Source organism: Rothia sp. HSID18067 (assembly GCF_003989445.1).
GTDB lineage: Bacteria > Actinomycetota > Actinomycetes > Actinomycetales > Micrococcaceae > Rothia > Rothia aeria.
On sequence record NZ_RBMF01000001.1, the window covers coordinates 116,191 to 139,614 of the forward strand.

Below are 23,424 nucleotides of genomic sequence, written 5' to 3' on the forward strand. Positions count from 1 at the left end.
TTAGAGACAACCTTAAACCTTCCTCAAAGGTTCATGAAAAACTGTATTTGAACTTAAAAGTTGGTGCTAGGTTTAAAAGGCATCCGAAAGTCACCGAAGATTGGAGCAATGATGCGTTACTTTCGTACCCGAGGTGCCCTTGCCGGAGCCAGTGCCCTTGCCCTAGTGGGGGCCACCGCCGTGCCACTGTCGCAGGCATTCGCTGAACCTCAACAGGCTGGCAGCACCCCATCCAGCCAGCAATCCACCCCTTCCGAACCGGAGCAAAAACCAAGTATCCAGAAAACCGAGGGCACACTCGACCCCCTCGCAGAGAAAAACACGATTAAGGTGCAAGGCACCGGGCTGGATAAGACCCTCACCGACGGGTATTACGCCGAAATGTGGGAAATCGACGCGCAGGGCCAACCGGTAGGTGAGAACTCAGAAACCTGCCGGGGATGCACTGGCTGAAAAGCAGGTTACCGTCAACCCGCCCAATGGCAGCTTCGAGACTGAGTTTACGGTTCCTGCGGATAAGCTTCAGGCCGGGAAAAAGTATGTGATTGAGGCGAGTATTGACGGCCAGGAGCAGTCCGAAGTCACGGAGTATATTACGGTGAACCCCTAGCGCCTCTTTACACGCGTATTGGACCCAGTCGGGTAGGTTTTGAGGACGCAGTTTTCGGGTGGCCGTGGCGGCGGCACGGTTTAATCAACACCCGGAAACTGCGCCCTATAGTGCGCGGAGGTGACGCAGTCGCCCCTAATAGTTATGCAGCTGCCCGACTGCCTTAAACATTATGGAAATAATTGTAAAAAACCTAGACCTTTACCTAAAAGTACGGCTATCTTAGAAATGTAATCACTAACCGACGAATGGAGTAGACCATGCGTTCTTTCCCCACCCGTTCCGTGCTCGCAGGAGCCTGCACTCTCGCACTGATTGGCGGCACGGCGGCTACCCTTTCGCCCGTGAACGCTGCACCTCCGGCGGCCTCAAATACTGTCCAGGGCGGTTCAAGCTCTCTTCCGGGCAACAATAACAATAACGACAACGCCAATGACAACTCTGATAATGTTCAGCAGACAAAAATTACCTCTGTTGAGGGCGGCCCGCTGAACCCCATCACCGGGGAGAATACCCTAACAATCACCGGTGAAGGGATTGATCCGAACCAATCCTTCGAGAGCCTGCAGGCAGAAGTCTATGAGCTTGATGCTGACGGCGACCGCACGGGCAAGAACTTAGCTCAAGATGATGCGAAGCTTACCGTGACTGAAGATGGGCATTTCAGCGGCACCGCGAAAGTGAAAGGCAACTTCGACCCCCAGAAGCGTTACGCCGTGTTTGCTGTTATTTACTCCGGTCATGGCTATCACACTGTGGAGGCCCGGCAGGACCTTCCCGTGCAGCAGGTTGATGAGAAGAACGTTCACCCTTCGGTAACGGTGACCCCAGACTTCGCGTGGAATAACACTTTTTACCGCCACCTGAACACCAACACCCTTACGGTGCGCGGAACCCGCCAGGAAGGTGCCACCCGCCTCATTATCCGGGTTGAAGCCCTGGATGAGAACGGTAAGGTCACTGAGACGTTGGTGACGAAGGACGCCTCAGCAGACCTGAATGGCGGTAACTTCACCACTAAGGTGCAGGTGCCCGGCTCGAAGATCGAAAGCGGTAAGCGTTACCAGGTGGTTGTTGAAACTGGCGCCAATGACTGGTCGCGCGCTGAAGTTGAGGACTTTCGCGGAGATACGGAATCTGAGGCTGTTGGCATTGTGGACGGTGCACCCCTTAGCCGCAGCGCCGCCGAGAACCACCTGAAGGTTGCTGGCGGCGGGTTTGACCCTGCAGTAGCGGCTCAGAACGGGTCCAAGGTTCGGCTGATTTTCGCCGAATACGACATTGAGAATGACATCATCAGGGATGATGAGATCGTGAATACGACGGTTACCCCGAAGCCGAACGGTGACTTTGAGAGTGAACTGACTATTCCCGGTAATAAGCTGCAGGCGGGTAAGAAGTATGTGGTGCGCGCATACCTTGAAGACGCGGACGGCCGAGTCTCAAGCGACATTACCCTCAAGACCCTGGTGCCCACCAAAGAATAATGTGGCACCAGCCAAGGGTAAAACGCCCTTATATTAAAGGTGCATTAATACCCAGCACGTAAGTGTTATAGTGCACGCGGCGCCCCGAAGAGAATAGGCTATTTTGGCCTAAAGATTTCTTTTCGGGGCGCCGCGTGTATGTTGTTAGAACGAAAACGCGCCCCACGCCATCAAGGCAGCGCAGAGGAAGAACAGCATCCAATGCCCCAACATATAGTAGGTGCGGCGCTCAACCTTCACCGCCGCCAGCTGCACCAGCCACACCACGCCCCATGCGCCTAAATACGCTGCGATAAACAGCCCAATATCTCGTTTAGCGGGCAGCACATCGGTGAACGCTAAAAGCAGTGCAGCGATGGTGACCAGCAGCAGATCAATACTCACCAGCTGGAACACGCACATGGCCTGCGCCCAATGCCGGGTTAGCTCCCCACGAGTGCTAGGGGTGCTGACCGCAGCGTCAGCGGTGGGACGGTTCTCGGTGGGACGCAACGCCAGTGTCTCACGAGTTCCCACAAAAACGTGCACGCCCACCGCCAACGCCATGAGCACCCCAGCAATGGCAAATGGTACTACCATGACGTTTCTCCTAACGGCGTGGGGTGCGGAACGTAATGTAGTAGAACTGGTCGTCCCAGATGAGCTCGGTGCGTGCATCCTCAACGGTGCTGGGAATCAGTGCCTCAATCTCTGAGAGATCGAAGGTGGCATCCTTGTACTCTTTGCGAGTGAAGATGCTCTTCTTGTACTGCGAATCAATGTAGTCGGAAGTTTCGTCTGCGATCATAATTTTCGTGCCGGGCTTGGCCACCCGAATCATTTCTTCGATCGCGCGTTTTTTATCACTAAAGAAGTTAATGCCGCCCACGTGCAGCACCACATCAAAACTCTGATCGGCAAAGGGCAGGTCCTCGGCGGCGCAGTTCACCAGGTTCAGGTTCGCGCGCCCGCCCCAGATTTTCTGGCATTTCTTGAGCATCCCGAGCGAAATATCGGCACCCGTCCAGTCAATCGCGCTCACCTCAATATCGTCGGGCAGGTAGCGCAAGTCGGTGCCGGTGCCGATTGAGACGTACAGTGCCGAGCAGCCGGGAAACCACTCTAGTTCTTTCATGAACTGACGGCGCATCTGCGCGATCTTATCGCCGTAGGACAGCCGCCCCAGCCACCGTTCGCCTAGGTCGTAGACGGTGGCCATGCGGTTGTAGAATTTCATGTATTTGGCGTTATCGCCCTGAACCTGCGCATCATCCAGGCACATCAGGATGCCGTTCTCTTCAGCGGGCGGGTTAGTGCGGAATTCGGGCTTGAGCTTGTTCGTGAGGTTAGTGTTTGCCATGGCTTCTCCGCCTTAGGTTAGTATGGTGAGCACATTTCTGAGCGTCGTGAGAGAGAAATATTACTCCTTATAAAACACTTATACCTGTTTTGGAATATACGCGTCAATATTTTTTATGTTTGAATACGAGAAACGGCCTTTTAAACGCACTCTATTCAGAAGAGTTTTTGCATTCATGAAGAATAAAAAGCTTCTGAAGGCAAAAACTCTTCTCGATAGAAACCGCCAGTGATGGTGTCAAAAATATGTAGGTACTGTCCGGGTGTTTTTAGTGTTCTTTTTCAAGCACGAGGTTTACGTAGTCGCGTCGTACCAGCCGGGCAGAGCCGCCCGCCACCGCCATATCGTGCAGATGCTGTACAGCTACCGTATGTAGCGGCAGTTCTTGTGTGAGCGCAACTATATCGGCGGCATCGTACAGGGCGAAGCCGTACTTGGTGAATGGCAGGGTCTTCATAAAATCTTTTTCACAGAAGCTTAAACACACCCGCCCGCCGGCGGTAAGCACCCGGCACATTTCTGCGAGCAGCCAAGCCGGTTCCTCCCAGAAATACACCGTATTCACGCTCAACACCTTCGTGAAAATACCGTCTTCATACGGCAGATTCACGCCGTCATACAGCGCGTACTCAGCCAGCCCTTCTGCGATAAACACGTTATTGGCGGCGCGGGCCTGCTCATACATGAGCGGCGAAATTTCCACCCCATCATAGTGCAGGTTCTCTGCGAGGGAGAGAACATAATTGAGGAGCCCACCATTGCCCGGGCCCGCCTCCAGGATGCGGTCATCTTCCTCAATGCCTAATGCGTTCAGGGCGCTCACAATCATGTGAAGATTCCCCAGGTTTAAAGAGTGTGCTAGCTCTTGACCGGTGTCACCCATGGGGCACTTAAGCTGGGAAGCAAGGGCCTTCGCCTGCTCGGCCGGGTTCTGGCGGGTACTAGACATAGTGCTCCTTTATAATGATCCAGGCATGAAGATTTTTTATCACAACCCAGCAGCAGCTTGTGCCACCGCCAGGGTAGAGTTTTAGCGCCGAGAGGAGGTTTTATAGATGCGCCAGGCGCTATGAATCAGTGGAATCTGCAACGGTAGACGGCCGAAAGCCACAACACGTTTAAATGCTGACTCATGCCGCCAATCCCACGCCATTTGCACATTCGCCGGGAACACCGCCGTATACAGGGCAATGGCCGCGAGGGCACCCGCCCGGCGGGTTGTTGGGAGGGCCAGCAGGCCCGCAACACCAAGCTCAGCAACCCCCGAAGCATAGGTGTAGAACCGTGCCGAGCCCGGCAGGGCGCGCGGCACAATCCGATCAAAATGCTCAGGTTTTACAAAATGCAGAACACCCATGACCCCCAGAAAACAGGATGTCACCACCGGTGCTCGGGAGACGGGTGTGGAATCATCAGAAGTTTTCTTGAAAATACTCATACGGCATTCTCCCATATCCAGCCTATTCACAGCTATATGGGCGCACAAATACGCCGTAAAACTCGCCGTTCTACGCTAAAATGTGCAAGGGGGCACCGTAACCGTTGCGGATTAGGCCGCTACCCGGTGCCGACGAAAGGAAAACCATGAAGAAGCTTATCGTTATTGCACTCATTGGCGCAGTTGCATTCGTGATCCTTAAGAAGAAGGGCTTCATCGGCGCCAACTAATTGCGCTGTGAACATGCCAAGCCGGGCCCGCATCCACCCCACCGTTGGGGAAGGACGCGGGCCCGGCCTTTTACTGTGTGCGCCCCGCTTTGGGCTACCCGTTAACGGTGGGCAGGTGGCCGCTCATGACGATCTTCCCCTGAGAACTGTCCCAGGTGAACGAAGCCTTATCGGCGCTGTGCGTGGCCGAAATCTGGTTAGCGGCGGTGCGCGAAACATTAGGCTTCCCATACAGGGGGTCGTACGTGCCGGTCCCCAAGTACTCGCCGTAGTGGAACAGCATAATATGGTACGGGCCGTCGGTACCGCCCTGGGCACCCACCACAATCCACGACAGCTCAACATTCGCATCATAGTTTGAGGTATCAGACAGGGACGCAGCCCACGTGTAGCTGCCGCGCAGCTTCGACTTGTTCTGCTCCAGCGCCTCCTGTCCGCTGGTGGGCGCCCCGGCTTTTGCCTTACCGCTGCTTGAGGACGAAGATGACGGCGAAGAACTGCTCTTATCCGGGCTCGCATACACAGTCACCGTGCTGGGGGTCGGCTCAGGAGTTGCGGTGACCGTCACCACCGACGGGGAAGACGAAGGTGACGCGCTGCTGCTGGTGGCCGCTGACGCTGCTGATGACGACGAGGAATGCGACACCTGAGCCGAGCTGCTGGAGGAAGAGCCGCTGCTTTTAGTGCTTTTCGACTCGGTGGAGGCACCAAACGGGTTGCCGCAGGCTGTGAGAGTAAGCGCCGCCACGGCGGCGGGGATAGCGATTTTTGTGACGGTTGGTCGCAAGGTTTAACTCCAATCAGGGGTAATAAATCGGTGTGCTCTTGTGCGGCGCGCCCCAGCCACCGCCGGGGCCAGCGGACGGGGCGCACCCAAAGCTAAAAGGTAATGTGCTCGGTGCGGTTAAGGAACACCCCGTGCCCGGTAGTGTGATTCCAGCAGGTCACCCCGTTTTGTTCAGAGGCGCAAACAAACGTACCCACGTGCAGCATCTGCCCGTATTGCAGGGTTTTCGTGGAGGAGCGGTTGCCCATGGCCCCATTCACACCGCCGGGGGCCGTGACCTGTGACGACCCATCGGCTTTAAGCTGCAGCTGGAACGCGCGGCGCTGCACAGGTTTACCGGTCTTCGGGTCGATACCGGGGCTGTCTACCTTCTCCGGCCACTGGGATTCCTTGAGCATGCACACCACCATCGAATCACCGGAGATCACATCGCACCCAATATTGCCGGTAGGGGTGAGGAATGAAACCGCACCGTGCTTATCGGTAGCCCAGCTTTGCACCCCCGTAGGAACACCTGTTGTACCGGCCTTCGCATGCGCCTGAGCGGGAACGTTCTGCACCACACGGTTACCGTTAGAGGAGCTGCCGCCACCATCGGCGGCCGGGATGGTCACCACAGTAGGAGGAGGCAAGGTGCTGGGTGTAATACTCGCGGGTTTTGGCTTGGTACTGCTGCTGGGGGAGGCGTTATCCGTATCGGGCGCTGTTGCTGTTGCGGAAGCCGATGCGCTGGTACCCGCCCGCGGGTTCACGGACGCTCCGCTACTGCACCCTGCGAGGGCTGCTGCGGCTAGGGCACAGAGGATAAAAGTCTGATATGCGGTTGGCTTCATGAGGTGTTTCTCTGTTCTCGGCGTGGGGTCAAGACTATTAAATTTTCGGCTAGCCCGGGCACAGGGGCTGGGGCCGGTACGGGGGGCACCTTCGTACCCCTGCCAAACGTGCGCACCGTAGCCGCGTGAGCGTGCGCTTGCACGTTTGGTTCGCCGCCTGCGGGATACACATAGGATACCTGAACACTCACGTGAGAGAACCGGACGGTGACAGGAACCTCGGGTGCCTTCAGCGCAGCGGCACCGATCTAAGGACGACTGTGAATGACGCCACGTGCAGCAGGTGCAGTCGCGGCACAGCAAGAAAGCCCGGGTCTTAACCGCATCGGACGGGCACATCCGTCACGGGGTCCCACCTGCGTTCTTGCGCTGGCCCCGGCATAGGGTGACAATTGATGCATGGCTAAAATTACTTTTCATGAAGAAACCCCCGTCAACACCATCGGCGAGCTGCCCGCAGTGGGCACCAAAGCTCCCGCGTTCGAGGTGCTTGGGGCCGAGCTGAACACGATCACCGGCACCGATTTTGCGGGCAAGAATATTATTCTGAATATCTTCCCCTCCGTCGATACCGGCGTGTGCGCAACCTCCGTACGCACCTTCAATAAGGATGCTGCCGCACTAGACAATACTGTGGTGCTGTGCGTCTCGAACGACCTTCCGTTCGCCATTGGCCGCTTCTGCGCTGCTGAGGGGATTGAGAACGTTGTTACCACCTCCGCATTCCGCTCATCCTTCGGGCGGGACTTCGGCGTAACCATGACCGACGGGCCGCTTGAGGCCCTGCTGGCACGTGCCGTGGTAGTCGTGAACCCCGCCGGTGAGGTAGTGTACACCGAGCTCGTTCCCGAAATCACCAACGAACCTAATTACGAGGCTGCGCTCGCAGCTGTTAAGTAAACGCAGCTGAGCCTATCAGGCAGGCACCATGCTCGGTTTTTCCGTGCCGTGGTGCCTGCTTTGTTATGCCGCCAAACTATTGCGCTGGTTCGTGCGGAGTCTCTTCTACACGATCGCGTTCCGCGCGGCTGCGGGTCGGATCGTCGGCGACCAGCATATGCTGAGGCAGAGAACCGCGTTTCTTCGCCGCCACATAACGCCCCATCAGAAGCGCCATATACACTGCCATCGCCACCAGGAGCATAGACCCCGGGGCAATAATCAACGCCAGCACCGCCGCGATCACCGAGAAAAGCACCGTGAGCCTATCGGGGTTAGCGCGATAGGCATCAAGGGCCAGCACCGTAAAGAGCGCGGTCATTACGAAATCGAATCCCTCAAGATGCGCCAGAAAACTCGACCCCAAGAAGAACCCGAGTGTGGAACTGAGGATAACGCTCACATGCATTCCTGCATGAATCCACAGAATGCGTGACCCTCTCAGGGTATGCCGTTCTGGCCCGCTATTGAGCGCAAAAGCCTCGTCAATGAGTGTGTAGACAGTGTAAAACTTGGCGAGAGAGCCGTGCACACATTCGATAGGGTAGGACAGCCCATACATGAGGTGCCGTGAATTAATGAGCAGCGTCATGACCGCAACAGATACCAGCGAGGCACCCGCCGTCATCATCGTCAGCAATACGAACTCTACAGACCCGGCGAATAAAACTCCTGGAAGCAGGGGAGCAAGCCACCAGGGAAACCCCAGACTGTATATCACAACACCGAGCCCAATTCCCACGAAAAACAGGCCCAGCATCACAAGGGATGCAGCACGCATTGCCTCACGAAATCCGCTCTCGCCAGTGCGGCGGAGCTCAAGACTAAGGGCATCATCGCCTGCGCGTAAAGCCTGTTCGCGTTCCTGCACCACCGGAATGCTGTTGGTCACCAGACCAGCGGAGGCGATAATATCGAGAACCTGTTCGTTGCTGGTTTGCTGCGGCGCGTCATCAACGGGAAGGTTAGGGTATGAAGATTTTTCAGACATGCTATACCCCTAGAAAACCCAGTTAATGAGAATAACGCAGGTGGCGGTACCGGCAACCATACTGTACACCATATTCTTCTTCCACAGGTGCACGAGTGCCGTTACCACAAACCCGGCAAGGTAAGGAACCGCGGTGTGCGTGGATGAAAAGTCAATACGGCTCACCGCGTAGATCGCCAGAAGCGCTACGGCCCCGAGGGGAATCCAATGGCTGAGCGCATCCAGAACCTCAGAACCCGCGAGGGCTTTTTTGAGACCAAAGGGAAGCACCCGCAGAACAAAAGTTACAGCCGCCGCCACCAGAACAGCGCTGATAATATAGCCGCTATCGATGTGGCCGTTAATCATGGGGGTTCTCCTGCGAGTTGTCGTGATGAGTGAGCGTGGTGCTTGAGACTTTCACCTGATCTGATGTGCCGCCTTCTGTAGCCGTCACTGCTGTGTTATTCTCTGGGGCGGGTATCTGGTGTTCTGGTAGTGTTCCCCGTGATTTTGCGATGAAGAACCGTACTATCAGCAGGGCAGTGTAGGTTCCCATCGACACCAGAAGCATGGAACCGGGTGCCAGGATAATACCCACCGCGCCAGAGAACAGCGTGAGAAGAGCTGTGACATTATCCCGTTGAGCGCGGTAAGCATCAATCGCGAGGATCGTAAACAGCGCCGTCATGGCGAAATCCATACCCTCAAGGTGGCTCAGAAACGATGCGCCAATAAAGAACCCGGCGGTTGTTCCTGCCACCCAGCTGATGTGCAGGAATGTACTCACCCATAGAATACGTGCGTGAGAGAGCATATTCCGGTCGGGGCCGGTGTTGAGCGCGTAGGATTCGTCGCAGAGCGTGTATATAGCGTAGAGCTTCGCCCAGAAACCCTTCACATTCTGCAGCGGGAAGGAAATACCGTACACCAGGTGGCGGGAGTTCACGAGCAGAGTTGTGAAGCCGATAGCACCTACACTGGCCCCGGTTGCGATCATTTCTACCACCAGGAACTCGACGGAACCGGCGTAAACGATGAGGGATATTGCGGGCGCTAGCCACCACGGTAAATGGTGAGCACTAATAATAACGCCCAAACCTAACCCCAACACCACGAAACTTGCAAGCACCACGCTGGATGCCCGTAAAGCCTGTTTGAAGCCGCTCTCGGTGGGGTTATGACCGATCGCGGCGTAATGTTCTGCGTCGCTTGTTTCCTTCGCGGCATCTTTCATGGTGCCTCTCAACAAGAGTGAAAATAAGTCTTCGAATATCCTAGCGCAAGAGTATGCCCAGTGTGAGTTGGAGCTTTGCTGCCTGCGGGGGGTTTGCGAAAAATTCCGGTGGCGGCGGGCGCCAGCAGGGGAGTAGAATAGGGGACTAAATAAGAAAAACTTATGTCGCATTAGTTTTTCTAAAGATGATTTTTCGCCGCGTCGCCGCACCCCGCCACCGATCGGGGTGTTTGCCATGCGCGGGACCAACAAGGAAGAAAAATATGTCCCCCACATCCGAAGAAAAAGCGGCGAACAGCCCCGAAGAAACGGAGCTAAAACGCGGTCTTTCGGCGCGTCACCTGCAGATGATCGCCATCGGCGGAGCCATCGGCACCGGCTTGTTTGTGGCCTCCGGCAAAACGATCTCTACCACAGGGCCGGGCGGTGCTATCGTCGCCTACGGACTGATCGGCATTATGGTGCTGTTCCTCATGCAGTCTCTGGGTGAGATGGCAGCGCATCTGCCCGTCCCGGGTTCGTTTCAAACCTATGCAACCCGTTACGTTTCATCATCCTTTGGGTTCACCATGGGGTGGAATTACTGGTTTAACTGGGCGATTACCGTCGCGACCGAGCTCGTGGCGGTCGGTGAAGTGATGAAGTATTGGCTGCCGGAGACCCCCTCATGGGTGTGGGCAGGTACCTTCTTGGTTCTCTTGACGGGGCTGAATGCTCTGTCCGCCAAAGCCTATGGTGAAGGCGAATTTTGGCTTGCCACTATTAAAGTGGTCACCGTTATCGTGTTCTTGATCGCGGGTATCGCCATGATCTTCGGGATCCTTGGAGGGACATCGCCGGGTGTCTCAAACTGGACCACTGGTGACGCTCCTTTTGTGGGCGGGCCCATCGCTATTTTCTCCATCTTTATGGTCGCCGGGTTCTCGTTCCAAGGCACCGAGATGATTGGTGTTGCCGCCGGGGAGTCCAAGAACCCCCGCCGCGATGTGCCGCGCGCGCTCACCAGCGTGTTCTGGCGCATCATGCTGTTTTACATTGGCGCCATGGTGATTATCGGGTTCCTCATCCCTTACACCGACCCGAACCTGCTCACCGCAGCCGAAGGGGATATTAACATTTCTCCCTTCACCCTCATTTTCGAACGAGCCGGTATTGCCTTCGCTGCCGCAGCGATGAACGCAGTGATCCTTACCGCCGTGCTTTCCGCCGGTAACTCGGGGCTGTACGTTTCGGCCCGTATGCTGTTCTCTCTTGCGCAGGAAGGCAAAGCTCCCAAGGTTTTCACCAAGGTGAATAAGGGGGGTGTGCCCATGCCCGCCCTCATGGCAACTTCCGCCGTGGGAGCCATCGGGTTCATTGCCTCCATTATTTCGCAGGAAGCGGCGTACCTGTGGCTCGTTAACGTCTCGGGTCTTGCCGGGTTCATCACGTGGGTTGGTATTGCGGTGGCGCACTACAGGTTCCGCCGCGCCTACGTGCGGCAGGGGCATAGCCTTAACGACCTTCCCTACGTGGCCCCCTTCTTCCCGGTGGGTCCGATTATCGCGTTCATCATGTGCCTGCTGGTGATCGGTGGGCAGAACTATGAGGCGATTCTTGAAGGGAACTGGGCGGGCGTGATGAGCTCATATATTGGTCTGCCGGTGTTCATAGCGGTGTGGGTCATTCACGCGCTAGTAACCCGCGACCGCCTGATCCCGCTGGAGAAAGTGGACGTGGGCGGTATAGATTCTGCCACCATTAAAGCGCAGCAATAACTGCGTCACGAGAAAACCTGCCGGGGTGAGGTTTTCGCTGTGTACACATCATATGGTGTGCTCATCGGCGAAAATTTCACCCCGGCAGATATGTGTTTTATGACGCTGCGGAAGCACAATTGGGGCGCTCACCCTTCAGCGGGAGTGCTGTGTGCCGATTTCGGTAGAAAAGTAACGATCTTAGCCACAAAATCTAAATCTAAAGTATATCTTCATGGTATTGTGAAGAGGCGCATAACCAGCTATCGGGCTGGTGTGCGTTCACCGCATACAACTACATACACCCCAGGAAAGTACCATCATGAAGAAGAACACCTCCCCCTTTGTTATCGGAGCTGGCGCCGTTGCCGTTTTGAGCCTAACGGGGGCAGTCTTTGCGACGGGGGCATTGGCCGCCTCCACTCCGGACGAACAACCCTTACCCAACTACACGTGGGCTGTACCGAGTGATGCTCCTACGCGTGACCCGCTCCCGAGCTATAACCCCGAGGCCGCTGAGTCGCCGAGCGCTACGCCGTCCGCATCATATACGTGGGCCGTGCCGAGTGATGCTCCTACGCGTGACCCGCTTCCAAGCTATGATCCTGGGGCTGCTGAGTCGCCGAGCGCTACGCCGTCCGCATCATATACGTGGGCCGTGCCGAGTGATGCCCCCACGCGTGACCCGCTCCCGAGCTATAACCCCGAGGCTGCCGCTGCCGATACACCCAGTGAGCACGCTGAGGTGCACCCCACGGAGCAGCCCTAACGTCCTTTTGAAAGTGGCAGCCCCTGCTGGGGTTCGCTCAGACATACTCAGTGCACCTGCGCCGTTCAGCTGTGGCGGCACAGGCCCGTTCAAGGCTGACTACCAGGCGGTGCGTGCCGTTACTTTCAGTAATAAGGCACGCACCGCTCTCCTGTATTCACGCGCCAAGGCGGTCGGTAAAAGTGGCGGGGGTACACAGTGAAGCGTATCCTGCATAAGCTGGAAATATGGATATTACGATTAAACGTATATATGAAGAAGTATCACCCGATGATGGTTACCGTGTGCTTGTAGACAGGCTGTGGCCGCGCGGAGTTACTAAGGACCGCGCCCACCTGAACGAATGGGCGAAGGAGCTGGCCCCTTCCACCCAAGCGCGTATTGAGTTCGGGCATAATCCGGAACATTTTGAGGCATTCAAGCACCGCTACCGTGCAGAACTTGATGTAAACCCTGATGCGCAGAGCCTCATGCGCAGCGTTGTTGCCAACGCTAAAGAAACCGGTGATACGCGCATTACCCTACTGTACGCAGCTAAAGACGAGCACTGTAACCACGCCATGATTTTATGCAGCTACATGGCGGAGCACCTGCCAGATTTGACGAGGCTTGTCCCTTAGCCGCCCGTCCAGAGAACCTCACCTATAGAGGTTTTTGGGGCCACGGCCCGACGCGCCCAAGCAGGTGCACACCGCCTACCCACCGGCGGCAGTGTCGTTGGGCTGCCTTGGGCGGCTCAAAGGTACGTGGGTGGCTCCCTCAGATCTGGAAAAGCTAAAGGCTCAGACTTTGAAGCTGCCGCCAGAAGACCCGAAGCTGCCTCCACCGCCGCTATCTTTGGTATTTGGGAAAACCCACCGTCCGTCTTTATACTGTGCGGTAATCAAAGCTTCCTCTGTGGACGATTGCTTATTGCTGGGAAGGTCTACCGGAACTCCCCGGCGCACTATGAAACTACCCAGAGAAAAGATGTACTTAGCAGGCCAATTGTAGTTGTCCCCGTCCTGAGTTGGCTGAGCGGCGGTAAGAGCGAGTGCTATCTTAAACTCTTCATACCATGCGCCGTCCAGCTTTCGTCTGGCTTCTTGGATTTCCTGTTTAAAGGTGTTAGTGTCTGCCTCATTGAAGGGGAGATGATCAAGCGGGCCAAGATCGCCGGTAACAAAAGCGTAGGTTAACGCTGTAGTGAAGAAACCTATCGCGGAGTATAACCCGGCTACGCTGTGTTCATCCATATTTTCGGGTTTGATGGGCTTGGGTACATTCTGCGGGGGAGAGGTTCGCGTGGCTGGCTTATACTCGCCCGCAGAAGTGTCATAACTATTGAATTCCACCGCGCCCGAATAGTCACTGCGTTCGGAGGCTTTGGCTTTTGAATTATTATTTGCTGAAGATGCGCCATTAGAGTCATGAGTGCCCGCGGTATTGGCAGTTGTGAGGGAGGCGGAACATGCCGTTAACGCGGCGATAGAGCCTGCGCCCAGCGTGGTGAGTGCGGTACGGCGGGTCATAGCGGAAGTCATGCTGGCGTTTTCCTCTCGAATCGGTGAAGGTCAGCATTTTCTATTGTATCGGCAAACACCTCATTTGCTGTCTAAAGAAGGTGTTTCTTCTGTTTTTTCTTACTTTTATACTGCTAGGATGCTAAAAACCCCGATATATGCTGTATATTTTGCGGATGGTTAAGGCACAGTAGGGCCGTACCTGGTAGAGAGAAAACCGGAGCCTACAAACCTGGATGCGGTAGGGTAGAACCATGCCTGAAAACCTACGCCCTCAAGCCGCCCACACTCATGCGGCCATAGACACCGAACGGAAAATCGTGTACGTCTCAGCGGTTGCAATCCGTAACGAACGGGGGCTGGTACTGACCGTGCGTAAAACAGGCGCAAGCGGGTACATGATGCCCGGCGGCAAACCCGACCCCGGCGAAACCCCGCTTGGTGCTGCGGTACGTGAAGTCACCGAAGAACTCGGGCTTGCTCCTGACCCCGCCCGCATGGTGCACCTGGGGACATTCCAGGCACCCGCACTCAATGAAAATGGGTACACGGTACGCGCCGAAACCTACGAGTACCTGCCGCACCCCAGCGAATATGAAGTGCTCGCCGCTCTCACCCCGCAAGCCGAGATCGCCGAACTGCGCTGGGTAGACCCCGCACAGAACCGGGATGCCACCCAAGCCCCGCTCAATATTGAATGCATCTTTCCGGTCCTTTCTGCCCACCCGCGCTAAACAGGTGGGGCGGTTCAGCAGCAGTGAACCTCACCTGGTAACACGCCGTGAATATGCGCACACCCCACCTGTCCCACTTGCGTGTGCCTCCCCAATGGCTGTAGCGTGCAATAGGTGTTTGCACCATACCCTGCGAGTGGACGGCGCACTGGAGCGCGCAGAAAGAAGAACAATGACGGAACAAACTAGTCAGCCTGAAAAATACAATATTGCTGTTTACTGTGGTGCCGGTTTCGGCAACGATCCGCTATTCGTGGAACGCGCGCAGCAGATGGGTCGTGCCTGCGCCGAACGAGGTATCGGTGTGGTCTACGGCGGCGGCAGTACAGGTCTGATGGGAACCGTCGCGGGTGCAGCCCTGGATGCAGGCGGCAAAGTCTACGGCGTGGTCACCCACCAGCTCGTGGAGTGGGAGGGCGTGTACCCCGGGCAGACGACCCTCGACATTGTCGATACCATGCATCAGCGTAAAATCGCCATGATTAATAAGGCCGACGCCTTCGTTGCGATGCCCGGCGGCCCCGGAACCTTGGAAGAATTCTTTGAGGTGTTCAGCTGGCAGTTTTTGAAGATTCACGACAAGCCTGTGGCGCTGATGAACGTGAACGGGTACTGGACGAAACTTATTGAGGCCATGGAGTATATGTCAACCACTGAGCTGCTAAAACCCGAATACCTGCAGCGGCTTATTGTGGTTGAAACCCCTGAAGAGCTCATGAAAGTGCTGGGTAAATAGGCGGCATTAAACCCTTATAGTGTGCACGCCCGTAGCCTGAGGGCTGCGGGCGTTTTTGCATGGGTATTTGCGGTGAGCTAGTGTTTACCGCGCGCCCTGCTCAGAAGCGAAGAAAACGGCAGAATATGCGCAATAATCCATACGGGCGTGAGCGTCACCATGAGCATATAGAGAACCCGAATCAGGGACTCCATCTGAGGGTCTTCTGAGAGCATACCCAGATAGACCGTCAACCCCAGTACCGCGCCAGTGGTGAGTGTCAAATAGAGCAATGCCCACAGCACTTCGGAGCGGCTGGCGTGCCCGCGACCGAGGGTGTAGAAGCGGTAAAACCGCCCCACCGCCTGAAGGAACGAGGCACCTTCTAACGCCTGCGCGGGTTCACGAACAGCGGCTAGTGCCTCCTGCTCATCATCAACGCCGATTTCGCGCAGGGCATCGGGGGTATCCTGGAGAAGAAAAACGGGTTCTTCTTTGTGACGGTGTGTGCGTGCCATACCTCTAGGGTACCCGACGACGTGTAAAGGACAACGATGACAAAGACCCTTCTCATCACCTATTTCGGCCCGTTTCCCGGCGTGAGCGTGAACCCGAGCGGGGTAACAGTGCGGCAGGTGGCTGATGTACTTGCCGACGAATCTGCGGTACGGGTTGTAACCCGTGAGGTTCCGGTGAGCTATGCGGGGTCTTCAGAGGCTTTAGGAGAGATGCTGACCGATATTCGCCCGGATGCGGTGCTCAGCTTGGGCGTGGCAGTCGGGCGGGATAAGGTGAGCTTTGAGAAGGTCGCCATCAACCTGGACTCCGCCGATATTGAAGATAATGACGGTGTGGTGCGTGTGGATGAGGCGATCGCCCCGGAGGGACGCGAGGCGTATTTTTCGACCCTGCCGGTGCGGGCAAGCTATGAGCGTTTGCGTGGTGTGGGGCTACCGGTTGAGATTTCGTACACCGCCGGAACCTATGTGTGCAACCACGTATTTTATGAGGTACACCGTATTCTGGAACGCCAGGGGCGGCGGATTCCTGCGGGGTTTGTGCATATTCCCGCCACGCAAGTCGATCATGAGCCCTCTGACGCACAGACAACGCTTACTGCACATACCGATGCTGGGGGAGTAGAGAGCGAATCGGTGCCGACTCTGCCTGAGGCGGTGGTTGCGCGCATCGTGGTGGAGCTGGTGCGCGATACCCTCAAGGTGATGTAGGCTCATTCATGCCGTTGAACCGGGAAGACGAGTGAAAGCGGCGGTTAAAACGTGGTGCCCCCGATGAGAGATTCATCGGGGGCACCGCGCATATTAGACTAGGGCACTGCTACTTGCGGTGCTTAAGGTAGTAGTCGATCAGGGATGCGGTCGAAGAATCCTGGCGTGCCAGAACCTCGCGGTCTCCTTCGATAGCAGGCACCAAATCAAGCGCCAGCTTCTTGCCGAGTTCGACGCCCCACTGGTCGAAGGAATCGATACCCCACACGATACCCTGCACAAAGGTGATGTGCTCATAGAGGGCAATCAGCTCGCCCAGCACACGCGGGGTCAGGCGGGAGGCCATAATAGAGGTCGAAGGACGGTTGCCGCTGAAGATACGGGCGTTTACCACATGCTCGGCGGTCCCTTCGGCGCGTACCTCATCCTCGGTCTTGCCGAAAGCGAGCGCCTGAGTCTGTGCAAAGAAGTTTGCGAGGAAGAGCTCGTGCACATCCTGCTCGCCATCCTTGGTGGGGTGAGCCGGGTTGGCGAAGGCCAGGAAGTCCGCAGGGATAAGGCAGGTGCCCTGGTGGATCAGCTGGTAGAAAGCGTGCTGACCGTTGGTGCCGGGCTCGCCCCAGAAAACCTCGCCCGTGGAGTAGTCCACGAAGGAACCGTCGGCGCGAACGGATTTGCCGTTAGACTCCATGGTAAGTTGCTGCAGATAGGCAGGGAAACGGTGCAGGTACTGGTCGTAGGGCAGAACCGCGTGGGTTTCGGCACCCAAGAAGTTCACGTTCCACACGTTAAGCAGACCCATGAGCACGGGGACGTTCTTTTCAAAGGGCGCAGTGCGGAAGTGCTCGTCCATGGCGTGGAAGCCCGCGAGGAATTCTTCGAAAACCTTCGGGCCGAAGACGATGGCCAGCGAGGTACCGATCGCCGAGTCTACGGAGTAGCGACCGCCTACCCAGTCCCAGAAGCCGAAGGCATTTTCGGGGTCAATGCCGAAGGCAGCAACCTTATCGAGTGCGGTTGAAACGGCGATAAAGTGCTGAGCCACGGCTTCTTCTGCGGTTTTTCCCTGCAGGGCGTTCGCCTCGCCAAGCGCGGTGAGCAGCCAGTCGCGTGCCACACGAGCGTTGGTCAGGGTCTCTAAGGTGCCGAAGGTCTTCGAAGCAACGATGAACAGGGTAGTTTCGGGGTCAAGATCAGAAACTTTTTCGGCAACATCGGTCGGGTCGATATTTGAGATGAACCGTGCGGAAATCCCGGCATCGGCGTAAGGCTTAAGCGCCTCGTACACCATCACGGGACCAAGGTCAGAACCGCCAATACCAATATTCACCACGGTCTCGATGCGCTTGCCGCTCACGCCGGTCCACTCGCCCGAACGCACACGATCGGCAAAAGCGTAAATCTTGTTCAGAACGGCGTGAATATCGCTATCGACATCCTGCCCATCAACAATGAGGGCGGGGGAGTAGCCTTTGGGGCGGCGCAGCGCGGTGTGCAGAACCGCGCGGTCCTCGGTCACGTTAATATGTTCGCCCGCGAACATAGCATCGCGGCGTTCGGCGAGGTTCACCTCTTCGGCGAGTTTGAGCAAAAGCTGCACGGTCTCTTCGGTGATGAGGTTCTTCGAGAGGTCTACATGCAGGTCTGCGGCATCAAAACTAAATTTCTGAGCGCGAGAAGGATCCTGCTCGAACCAGGCTCGCAAATTCGGAGTGAGCGATGCTTTGTGCTGAGTTAGTGCTGACCACGCGCTGGTGGTCGTCGGGTTCGTAATAGTCATGGTTTCTATTTTCCCTCTTCGGCTCGGTAATGTCACCCTAGATACCGGTTCTGTGCGGGAAGCTGAGGGTCGGCAGCATTATTGTTTTCTTGCGGTCTGCAAAGACCGTACGTGTTTCCTGCCCATCGCAGACAGGGTGCGCGTCTTGGAACAGGTAGGCGGCTCAGTTTGGTGGGGTGCCCCGGTGCGGGCGTAAAGTTGAGGGCATGAGCACCCAGAACAAGAAGCTGCCAGCGCATACCACCGTAGCTGATGAAACCGCCTCACGCCGCACCCGCTACTTGGTTGTTTCCCGGTCGGGTGACACCCTGGTTGGCGCCGACGGAACCCTGCACTACCTCGATAGCCCGCCTGAAGGCAGTATTACGGACGTCAGTCTGGAACCTAAACTCATGAAACCTGAAGCACGGCACGCTATTGAGTACCGCGCTGTTTATGTTGAAGATGCAGATTTGGCGGCGCTCACCCAGGAGCTGGGCGCGCTGCCTGAAGGGTGTGGGGTGTCCACGGCGGGTTTTCGGTTCTACCCTGTGCACGCCGACCCGGCGGGTCGGGCCCGGTACGGTGCGGCGCTGGCGAAACGTGACTACCTGATTGAGATGGCATACTCCGCCTACACGGGAGAGTCAGCCCCGGTGGACCCCCACAAAGGGATACGTCTGACCGGTTCCGGGGAGATGGTGTTCCCGCGTATTGAGCCGGCGGTGATGGCACTTATTATGAGCGAGGATAATAGCCGCGTTCTATTAGCCAATAACAGGCTGTGGCCGCGCAACCGGTTCGCCCTGATTGCCGGGTTTGTGGATCCGGGGGAGAACCTGGAGCAGGCGGTGACCCGTGAAGTGTATGAAGAGACGGGGCTGGATGCCCTGCGCCTGGATTACCGGATGAGCGATATTTGGCCTTTCCCCCGTTCACTCATGGTCTGTTACCGGGTGACGGTTGATGCCTCCCAGCCGGTGACGCACTTAGACGGTGAGATTCACTCCGCCCGCTGGTTTACCGCACCCGAGCTGGCGCAGGCTATTGCGGAGCAGCGCACCGGTGAGCCGAAACTTGAGCTGCCCGGAACGAATGCGGTGGCCCGCCGCATGTTGGATGAGTGGCTGCAAGAGAAAGGCCTGTAAACGCCTTACAGGGTGCAGCAGGTATATCAGCGTACCAATTATGGGTGAGTTTTCATCTTCATTGACCCCACATAACAGCGGATCTTTACTGAGGCAGAAGAATGCTTGTGAGAGGGGGACAGAGAACGGGCCGAAGAAGAATGTTGGGGGCATTCTTCTTCGGCCCTGGAACATGACGGAATAGGTGGTTGACTATTCCGCTGAATAAATATAATGTGGGTATTTTTTATGCTGTGTAATATGCGGGATCCGGCTAGAAGCGGCTCTTGACCACGCCGTCAGCTCCCAGTAATGCCTTGAAGACATCGACCATTTCTTCGCCGACCTCGCCCATATGGATCAGGACAGGTGGTACACTGGACAGGCAAGCCCACCACTAGGGCGCGTTTGCCGTGCCCACACAGTGGCCCTGTACCGCGCATCCGTGGTGATGCACTCACACGGCGTGGCGGGCAGTACCGTACCCCTAGATTTAAGCGAGAAAAATTACGCATGTCTGAAAACACCGCTTCGCGCCCTGATTTGCGCAACGTGGCGATCGTGGCACACGTTGACCACGGCAAAACCACCATCGTGGATGCGATGCTCAAGCAGACCCACGCGTTCTCGGCGCACGCAGACGTCGAAGACCGCGTGATGGACTCCGGCGACCTTGAAAAGGAAAAAGGCATTACCATCCTTGCGAAGAACACCACCGTGTTCTACGATGGACCCTCCGCGAACGGTGAAACCATCACCATTAACGTGATTGACACCCCCGGACACGCCGACTTCGGCGGCGAAGTTGAACGCGGCCTTTCTATGGTCGATGGCGTGGTGCTGCTCGTGGACGCCTCCGAAGGCCCGCTGCCGCAGACCCGCTTCGTGCTGCGCAAGGCACTCGCCGCGAAGCTGCCCGTCATTTTGGTGGTGAACAAGGTGGACCGCCCGGATGCGCGCATCGACGAGGTCGTCAGCGAAACGATGGATCTGCTGCTCGGCTTGGCATCGGACCTGTCCGAGGAGGTGCCCGACCTTGACCTCGACAGCGTGCTCGATGTGCCGGTCGTCTACGCCTCCGGCAAAGCTGGCGCCGCATCGCTGAACCAACCCGCCGACGGCGCCCTGCCCGATAATGACGATTTGGAACCGCTGTTTAAGACCATTATCGAGCATGTGCCCGCCCCCACCTACAACCCTGATGAGGTGCTGCAGGCGCATGTGACCAACCTTGACTCTTCGCCGTTCCTGGGCCGTCTGGCGCTCGTGCGTATCTTCAACGGCACCCTCAAGAAAGGGCAGACCGTCGCCTGGGCACGCCAAGACGGCAATATTAAAAATGTGCGTATCTCCGAGCTGCTGGCAACCAAAGCGCTCGAACGTGTTCCCGCCGAAGAAGCAGGCCCCGGCGAAATCGTGGCGGTCGCCGGTATCGAAGACATTACCATTGGTGAAACCCTGACCGACGCCGAAAACCCCAAGCCGCTGCCGCTTATTAAGGTGGACGACCCGGCGATCTCCATGACCATCGGCATTAACACCTCTCCGATGGCGGGCCGCGTCAAGGGCGCGAAAGTGACCGCACGCCAGGTCAAGGACCGTCTTGACCGTGAACTTATCGGTAACGTCTCCATCAAGGTTCTGCCCACCCAGCGCCCAGATGCTTGGGAAGTTCAGGGCCGCGGCGAGCTTGCCCTCGCTATTTTGGTGGAGCAGATGCGCCGCGAAGGCTTCGAACTGACCGTGGGTAAACCGCAGGTAGTCACCAAAACCATCGACGGCAAACTGTATGAACCGATGGAACACATGATTATTGATGTGCCCGAAGAGCACCTGGGGGCCGTAACCCAGCTGATGGCGGCACGTAAGGGGCGCATGGAGAACATGTCGAACCACGGCACCGGCTGGGTGCGCATGGAATTCGCGGTACCCGCGCGCGGCCTGATCGGCTTCCGCACCCAGTTCCTCACCGAAACCCGCGGCGCCGGTATCTCGTCGTCGTACTCGATCGACCCCGAACCCTGGGCTGGCGATATTGAATACCGCACCAACGGTTCGATGATCGCCGACCGTGCCGGCGCGGTAACACCCTACGCCATGATTAACCTGCAGGAACGCGGCACCTTCTTCGTGGAACCGACCTCCGAAGTATACGAGGGTATGGTTGTGGGCATGAACTCCCGTGCAGACGATATGGAAGTGAATATCACCAAGGAAAAGAAGCTGACCAATATGCGTTCCTCCACCGCAGACAGCTTCGAAAACCTGACCCCGCCCAAGAAGCTCACGCTGGAAGAATGCCTCGAATTCGCCCGCGAAGACGAATGCGTGGAGGTCACTCCCGAAGCTATTCGCATCCGCAAGGTTATTCTGGATGCGAATGAGCGCGTGCGTGAATTCCGCCGCCGCGCCCGCGCCAACTAGGGCACACGAGCATCACAAACCCCGCGCACCGTAAGGTTCGCGCACCGGGTGGGGGTGCACCCACACTGCTGCAGGTGTGGATGCGCCCCCACCCGACTTTTTAAAAATACCGCCCATATGAACACAGGTGGGGATAGAATATAGTGAACGCTAAGTTGAAGGAGGCAGCGAGCACGGTTATGTCTGAGGCTACCCCAAGTTACCCCCAGCAGGGCACCAGAATAGTGTCCGCATCTAAACGTAATCTGCTACCGAACGGGCGCCTCATTAAAGACGGTGTGCTACTGTTCGTGCACGCCCACCCGGATGATGAGACCTCCTCAACGGGCGCAACAATGGCTGCCTACGCCCGTGAAGGTGCCAAAGTACACCTGCTCACTCTTACCCGCGGAGAAATGGGTGAGGTCATCCCCGAAGACCTGAAACACCTGCAGGTTGGCGACCCCGAATGCACCGATAACGGGGAAGCACTGGGAGAATACCGCACCGGCGAACTCGTCGCCGCATCCCGCACCCTGGGTGTTGCCAGCCGTTTCTACCTGGGCCAAGCACCCGCCACCGCCACAGGCACACGAAAAATTTACCGCGACTCCGGCATGGTGTGGGGCGAAGACGGCAAACCAGCCCCCAACCCCAAGGCCAGCAGCGACTCGCTCACCGCAGAACCCATAGAGCCACAGGCGCAGGCCATAGCGAACGCAATCCGCTCCATTAAACCCGACGCCCTCATTACCTACGATGCCGACGGCGGGTACGGGCACCCCGACCATGTGCGCACCCACCGGGCAGTCATGCAGGCACTCTCACTTCTCAAAAGCAGCCAGAAACCGGTGCTGGTGTGGGGTATAGAAGGGGAATTCGACGAAACCGATAAACGCACCCAGGCGGCGATCTACGGCTCCACCACCGCTAAACGTAAAGCAATGCGCGAATATGGTACCCAAATTGTGGTGACCGGTGATGACACCTTTGAATACTCAAACGGTGTGGAACAGAAAATATCGGGGGTAGAAACATACCGACTATTGGCGGGGGACGCGAATATTGAAGTCCCCAGTGGCCACGAGCCCGCCGGAATAATAAGCACCTCCTTCACGAGTATCCTGCTGGGCATTATGGCTGCCCTGGGCGGTTCCATCTACCATGCCTGGATACAGTATGCGGGCGACACCCCCATCCCAGTGGGCCTGGGCCTGGGGTACCTGACGGTATTCTTCGCCTCCCTGTGGGGCGCCACCATGATGCGCCGCCCGGTGGCCGCGCCCATCCTGGCAGCAGCCGTGTTTATTACCATCTTCGCGTTTGCCTACGCCCGGCCGGAAGCGCCGTTTGTGCTCGTGAACCCCACCGCCGGTGCCGCAATCGGCATAGTGGGCACCTGCTGGCTGATGGGCGCACCCATTATTGCCATGCTCGCCGCCCCCGTTACGGTACGCTCCCTGCGCAATGAAAAGCAGCAGCTGCGCGAGCATAAAAGCGCACCCAGTTTTTCGCAGCCTCACAAACGCTAACACCGAGTGAGCTATATATGGGCCGCGTGAGTGACGCTGCGACATAAA

26 protein-coding genes are annotated in these 23,424 nt (G+C 57.0%); 14 read left to right on the plus strand and 12 right to left on the minus strand.

Features of this window, described 5'->3' with window-relative positions; all coding sequences use genetic code 11:
- Positions 1–108 precede the first annotated feature (108 nt).
- The 3 genes from D8M23_RS00605 to D8M23_RS00615 all read left to right on the plus strand — a co-directional run bounded on the left by D8M23_RS00605 (position 109) and on the right by D8M23_RS00615 (position 2,097).
- Entirely contained in the window at positions 109–453 is a 345-nt protein-coding gene (locus tag D8M23_RS00605; RefSeq protein ID WP_126853062.1) for a hypothetical protein, read from the plus strand.
- The gene (locus D8M23_RS00610; RefSeq protein WP_126853063.1) at positions 416–610 is read left to right on the plus strand and encodes a hypothetical protein; all 195 of its coding nucleotides are present in this window, start codon (positions 416–418) and stop codon (positions 608–610) included. The genes D8M23_RS00605 and D8M23_RS00610 overlap by 38 nt, the downstream gene beginning before the upstream one ends.
- A 260-nt stretch (positions 611–870) precedes the next feature.
- A complete protein-coding gene (locus D8M23_RS00615) occupies positions 871–2,097 on the plus strand; it encodes a histidine kinase (RefSeq protein WP_126853065.1) in 1,227 nt (408 codons plus the stop codon).
- Positions 2,098–2,241: 144 nt separating this feature from the next.
- Here D8M23_RS00615 and D8M23_RS00620 read toward each other — a convergent pair whose 3' ends face one another.
- From D8M23_RS00620 to D8M23_RS00635, 4 genes are all read right to left on the minus strand, one after another.
- On the minus strand, positions 2,242–2,676 hold the full coding sequence (locus D8M23_RS00620; RefSeq protein WP_126853067.1) for a hypothetical protein: 435 nt from the start codon (positions 2,674–2,676) through the stop codon (positions 2,242–2,244).
- A gap of 10 nt (positions 2,677–2,686) precedes the next feature.
- Positions 2,687–3,436: a class I SAM-dependent methyltransferase gene (locus D8M23_RS00625; RefSeq protein WP_126853069.1), complete on the minus strand. Its 750-nt coding sequence runs from the start codon at positions 3,434–3,436 to the stop codon at positions 2,687–2,689.
- 268 nt (positions 3,437–3,704) lie between these two features.
- Positions 3,705–4,385 carry a class I SAM-dependent methyltransferase gene (locus D8M23_RS00630; protein ID WP_126500330.1) on the minus strand — a complete coding sequence of 227 codons (681 nt, stop codon included), beginning with the start codon at positions 4,383–4,385 and terminating at the stop codon, positions 3,705–3,707.
- Between the two features lie 81 nt (positions 4,386–4,466).
- Entirely contained in the window at positions 4,467–4,874 is a 408-nt protein-coding gene (locus tag D8M23_RS00635) for a DoxX family protein (protein WP_126853071.1), read from the minus strand.
- 104 nt (positions 4,875–4,978) lie between these two features.
- Between D8M23_RS00635 and D8M23_RS12245 the strand changes: the two genes are divergently transcribed.
- Positions 4,979–5,104 (plus strand): hypothetical protein, encoded by a 126-nt coding sequence (locus D8M23_RS12245; RefSeq protein ID WP_255406301.1) that lies wholly within the window; start codon positions 4,979–4,981, stop codon positions 5,102–5,104.
- A 94-nt stretch (positions 5,105–5,198) separates the two neighbouring features.
- On the opposite strand, the gene D8M23_RS00640 is transcribed toward D8M23_RS12245, so the two are convergent.
- Positions 5,199–5,891, minus strand: coding sequence for an LppP/LprE family lipoprotein (locus D8M23_RS00640; RefSeq protein WP_094757636.1), 693 nt, complete (start codon positions 5,889–5,891; stop codon positions 5,199–5,201).
- Between the two features lie 92 nt (positions 5,892–5,983).
- Positions 5,984–6,724 carry a hypothetical protein gene (locus D8M23_RS00645; RefSeq protein ID WP_126853073.1) on the minus strand — a complete coding sequence of 247 codons (741 nt, stop codon included), beginning with the start codon at positions 6,722–6,724 and terminating at the stop codon, positions 5,984–5,986.
- Between the two features lie 399 nt (positions 6,725–7,123).
- On the opposite strand from D8M23_RS00645, the gene tpx reads away from it, so the two are divergent.
- Positions 7,124–7,624, plus strand: a complete 501-nt coding sequence (tpx, locus tag D8M23_RS00650; RefSeq protein ID WP_126853075.1) for a thiol peroxidase — start codon at positions 7,124–7,126, stop codon at positions 7,622–7,624.
- A gap of 76 nt (positions 7,625–7,700) precedes the next feature.
- Here tpx and D8M23_RS00655 read toward each other — a convergent pair whose 3' ends face one another.
- The 3 genes from D8M23_RS00655 to D8M23_RS00665 are packed head-to-tail and all read right to left on the minus strand — an operon-like array spanning position 7,701 to position 9,870.
- Positions 7,701–8,654 (minus strand): AzlC family ABC transporter permease, encoded by a 954-nt coding sequence (locus D8M23_RS00655; protein WP_126853077.1) that lies wholly within the window; start codon positions 8,652–8,654, stop codon positions 7,701–7,703.
- Between the two features lie 9 nt (positions 8,655–8,663).
- Positions 8,664–9,002 (minus strand): branched-chain amino acid transporter permease, encoded by a 339-nt coding sequence (locus tag D8M23_RS00660; RefSeq protein ID WP_006887452.1) that lies wholly within the window; start codon positions 9,000–9,002, stop codon positions 8,664–8,666.
- Positions 8,995–9,870, minus strand: a complete 876-nt coding sequence (locus D8M23_RS00665; RefSeq protein WP_126853079.1) for an AzlC family ABC transporter permease — start codon at positions 9,868–9,870, stop codon at positions 8,995–8,997. Before D8M23_RS00665 ends, D8M23_RS00660 begins: the two co-directional genes overlap by 8 nt.
- Positions 9,871–10,133: 263 nt before the next feature.
- Here D8M23_RS00665 and D8M23_RS00670 point away from each other — a divergent pair, with 263 nt between their 5' ends.
- The 3 genes from D8M23_RS00670 to D8M23_RS00680 all read left to right on the plus strand — a co-directional run bounded on the left by D8M23_RS00670 (position 10,134) and on the right by D8M23_RS00680 (position 12,995).
- The gene (locus D8M23_RS00670; RefSeq protein WP_126853081.1) at positions 10,134–11,627 is read left to right on the plus strand and encodes an amino acid permease; all 1,494 of its coding nucleotides are present in this window, start codon (positions 10,134–10,136) and stop codon (positions 11,625–11,627) included.
- Between the two features lie 301 nt (positions 11,628–11,928).
- A complete protein-coding gene (locus D8M23_RS00675; protein ID WP_126853083.1) occupies positions 11,929–12,375 on the plus strand; it encodes a hypothetical protein in 447 nt (148 codons plus the stop codon).
- Between the two features lie 227 nt (positions 12,376–12,602).
- On the plus strand, positions 12,603–12,995 hold the full coding sequence (locus D8M23_RS00680) for a DUF488 domain-containing protein (RefSeq protein WP_126853085.1): 393 nt from the start codon (positions 12,603–12,605) through the stop codon (positions 12,993–12,995).
- A gap of 162 nt (positions 12,996–13,157) precedes the next feature.
- Here D8M23_RS00680 and D8M23_RS00685 read toward each other — a convergent pair whose 3' ends face one another.
- Positions 13,158–13,898: a DUF6318 family protein gene (locus D8M23_RS00685; RefSeq protein WP_126853087.1), complete on the minus strand. Its 741-nt coding sequence runs from the start codon at positions 13,896–13,898 to the stop codon at positions 13,158–13,160.
- A gap of 233 nt (positions 13,899–14,131) precedes the next feature.
- On the opposite strand from D8M23_RS00685, the gene D8M23_RS00690 reads away from it, so the two are divergent.
- Complete coding sequence (locus D8M23_RS00690) at positions 14,132–14,611, plus strand: NUDIX hydrolase (RefSeq protein WP_126853089.1); 480 nt, start codon at positions 14,132–14,134, stop codon at positions 14,609–14,611.
- Between the two features lie 172 nt (positions 14,612–14,783).
- Positions 14,784–15,347: an LOG family protein gene (locus D8M23_RS00695; protein ID WP_023134111.1), complete on the plus strand. Its 564-nt coding sequence runs from the start codon at positions 14,784–14,786 to the stop codon at positions 15,345–15,347.
- Positions 15,348–15,424: 77 nt separating this feature from the next.
- Here D8M23_RS00695 and D8M23_RS00700 read toward each other — a convergent pair whose 3' ends face one another.
- The gene (locus D8M23_RS00700; protein ID WP_126853091.1) at positions 15,425–15,844 is read right to left on the minus strand and encodes a hypothetical protein; all 420 of its coding nucleotides are present in this window, start codon (positions 15,842–15,844) and stop codon (positions 15,425–15,427) included.
- A gap of 36 nt (positions 15,845–15,880) precedes the next feature.
- On the opposite strand from D8M23_RS00700, the gene D8M23_RS00705 reads away from it, so the two are divergent.
- Positions 15,881–16,555: a pyroglutamyl-peptidase I family protein gene (locus tag D8M23_RS00705; protein WP_126853093.1), complete on the plus strand. Its 675-nt coding sequence runs from the start codon at positions 15,881–15,883 to the stop codon at positions 16,553–16,555.
- 109 nt (positions 16,556–16,664) lie between these two features.
- Here D8M23_RS00705 and pgi read toward each other — a convergent pair whose 3' ends face one another.
- Complete coding sequence (gene pgi / locus D8M23_RS00710) at positions 16,665–18,335, minus strand: glucose-6-phosphate isomerase (RefSeq protein WP_126853095.1); 1,671 nt, start codon at positions 18,333–18,335, stop codon at positions 16,665–16,667.
- Between the two features lie 206 nt (positions 18,336–18,541).
- On the opposite strand from pgi, the gene D8M23_RS00715 reads away from it, so the two are divergent.
- The 3 genes from D8M23_RS00715 to D8M23_RS00725 all read left to right on the plus strand — a co-directional run bounded on the left by D8M23_RS00715 (position 18,542) and on the right by D8M23_RS00725 (position 23,376).
- Positions 18,542–19,462, plus strand: coding sequence for an NUDIX domain-containing protein (locus D8M23_RS00715; protein ID WP_126853097.1), 921 nt, complete (start codon positions 18,542–18,544; stop codon positions 19,460–19,462).
- A gap of 492 nt (positions 19,463–19,954) precedes the next feature.
- Positions 19,955–21,865: a translational GTPase TypA gene (typA, locus tag D8M23_RS00720; protein WP_006887470.1), complete on the plus strand. Its 1,911-nt coding sequence runs from the start codon at positions 19,955–19,957 to the stop codon at positions 21,863–21,865.
- A 143-nt stretch (positions 21,866–22,008) separates the two neighbouring features.
- The gene (locus D8M23_RS00725) at positions 22,009–23,376 is read left to right on the plus strand and encodes a PIG-L family deacetylase (protein ID WP_126853099.1); all 1,368 of its coding nucleotides are present in this window, start codon (positions 22,009–22,011) and stop codon (positions 23,374–23,376) included.
- The last annotated feature ends 48 nt before the right edge of the window (positions 23,377–23,424 follow it).

Excerpts from the sequence above, each read along its gene's own strand:
- D8M23_RS00695 (WP_023134111.1), top strand. The coding sequence starts at position 14,784 with ATGACGGAACAAACTAGTCAGCCTGAAAAATACAATATTGCTGTTTAC.
- pgi (WP_126853095.1), bottom strand. The coding sequence starts at position 18,335 with ATGACTATTACGAACCCGACGACCACCAGCGCGTGGTCAGCACTAACT.
- D8M23_RS00605 (WP_126853062.1), top strand. The coding sequence starts at position 109 with ATGATGCGTTACTTTCGTACCCGAGGTGCCCTTGCCGGAGCCAGTGCC.
- D8M23_RS00660 (WP_006887452.1), bottom strand. The coding sequence starts at position 9,002 with ATGATTAACGGCCACATCGATAGCGGCTATATTATCAGCGCTGTTCTG.
- typA (WP_006887470.1), top strand. The coding sequence starts at position 19,955 with ATGTCTGAAAACACCGCTTCGCGCCCTGATTTGCGCAACGTGGCGATC.
- D8M23_RS00700 (WP_126853091.1), bottom strand. The coding sequence starts at position 15,844 with ATGGCACGCACACACCGTCACAAAGAAGAACCCGTTTTTCTTCTCCAG.
- D8M23_RS00685 (WP_126853087.1), bottom strand. The coding sequence starts at position 13,898 with ATGACTTCCGCTATGACCCGCCGTACCGCACTCACCACGCTGGGCGCA.
- D8M23_RS00655 (WP_126853077.1), bottom strand. The coding sequence starts at position 8,654 with ATGTCTGAAAAATCTTCATACCCTAACCTTCCCGTTGATGACGCGCCG.
- D8M23_RS00615 (WP_126853065.1), top strand. The coding sequence starts at position 871 with ATGCGTTCTTTCCCCACCCGTTCCGTGCTCGCAGGAGCCTGCACTCTC.
- D8M23_RS00665 (WP_126853079.1), bottom strand. The coding sequence starts at position 9,870 with ATGAAAGATGCCGCGAAGGAAACAAGCGACGCAGAACATTACGCCGCG.
- D8M23_RS00625 (WP_126853069.1), bottom strand. The coding sequence starts at position 3,436 with ATGGCAAACACTAACCTCACGAACAAGCTCAAGCCCGAATTCCGCACT.
- D8M23_RS00630 (WP_126500330.1), bottom strand. The coding sequence starts at position 4,385 with ATGTCTAGTACCCGCCAGAACCCGGCCGAGCAGGCGAAGGCCCTTGCT.
- D8M23_RS00680 (WP_126853085.1), top strand. The coding sequence starts at position 12,603 with ATGGATATTACGATTAAACGTATATATGAAGAAGTATCACCCGATGAT.
- D8M23_RS00670 (WP_126853081.1), top strand. The coding sequence starts at position 10,134 with ATGTCCCCCACATCCGAAGAAAAAGCGGCGAACAGCCCCGAAGAAACG.
- tpx (WP_126853075.1), top strand. The coding sequence starts at position 7,124 with ATGGCTAAAATTACTTTTCATGAAGAAACCCCCGTCAACACCATCGGC.
- D8M23_RS00705 (WP_126853093.1), top strand. The coding sequence starts at position 15,881 with ATGACAAAGACCCTTCTCATCACCTATTTCGGCCCGTTTCCCGGCGTG.
- D8M23_RS00675 (WP_126853083.1), top strand. The coding sequence starts at position 11,929 with ATGAAGAAGAACACCTCCCCCTTTGTTATCGGAGCTGGCGCCGTTGCC.
- D8M23_RS00645 (WP_126853073.1), bottom strand. The coding sequence starts at position 6,724 with ATGAAGCCAACCGCATATCAGACTTTTATCCTCTGTGCCCTAGCCGCA.
- D8M23_RS00620 (WP_126853067.1), bottom strand. The coding sequence starts at position 2,676 with ATGGTAGTACCATTTGCCATTGCTGGGGTGCTCATGGCGTTGGCGGTG.
- D8M23_RS00715 (WP_126853097.1), top strand. The coding sequence starts at position 18,542 with ATGAGCACCCAGAACAAGAAGCTGCCAGCGCATACCACCGTAGCTGAT.
- D8M23_RS00635 (WP_126853071.1), bottom strand. The coding sequence starts at position 4,874 with ATGAGTATTTTCAAGAAAACTTCTGATGATTCCACACCCGTCTCCCGA.
- D8M23_RS00690 (WP_126853089.1), top strand. The coding sequence starts at position 14,132 with ATGCCTGAAAACCTACGCCCTCAAGCCGCCCACACTCATGCGGCCATA.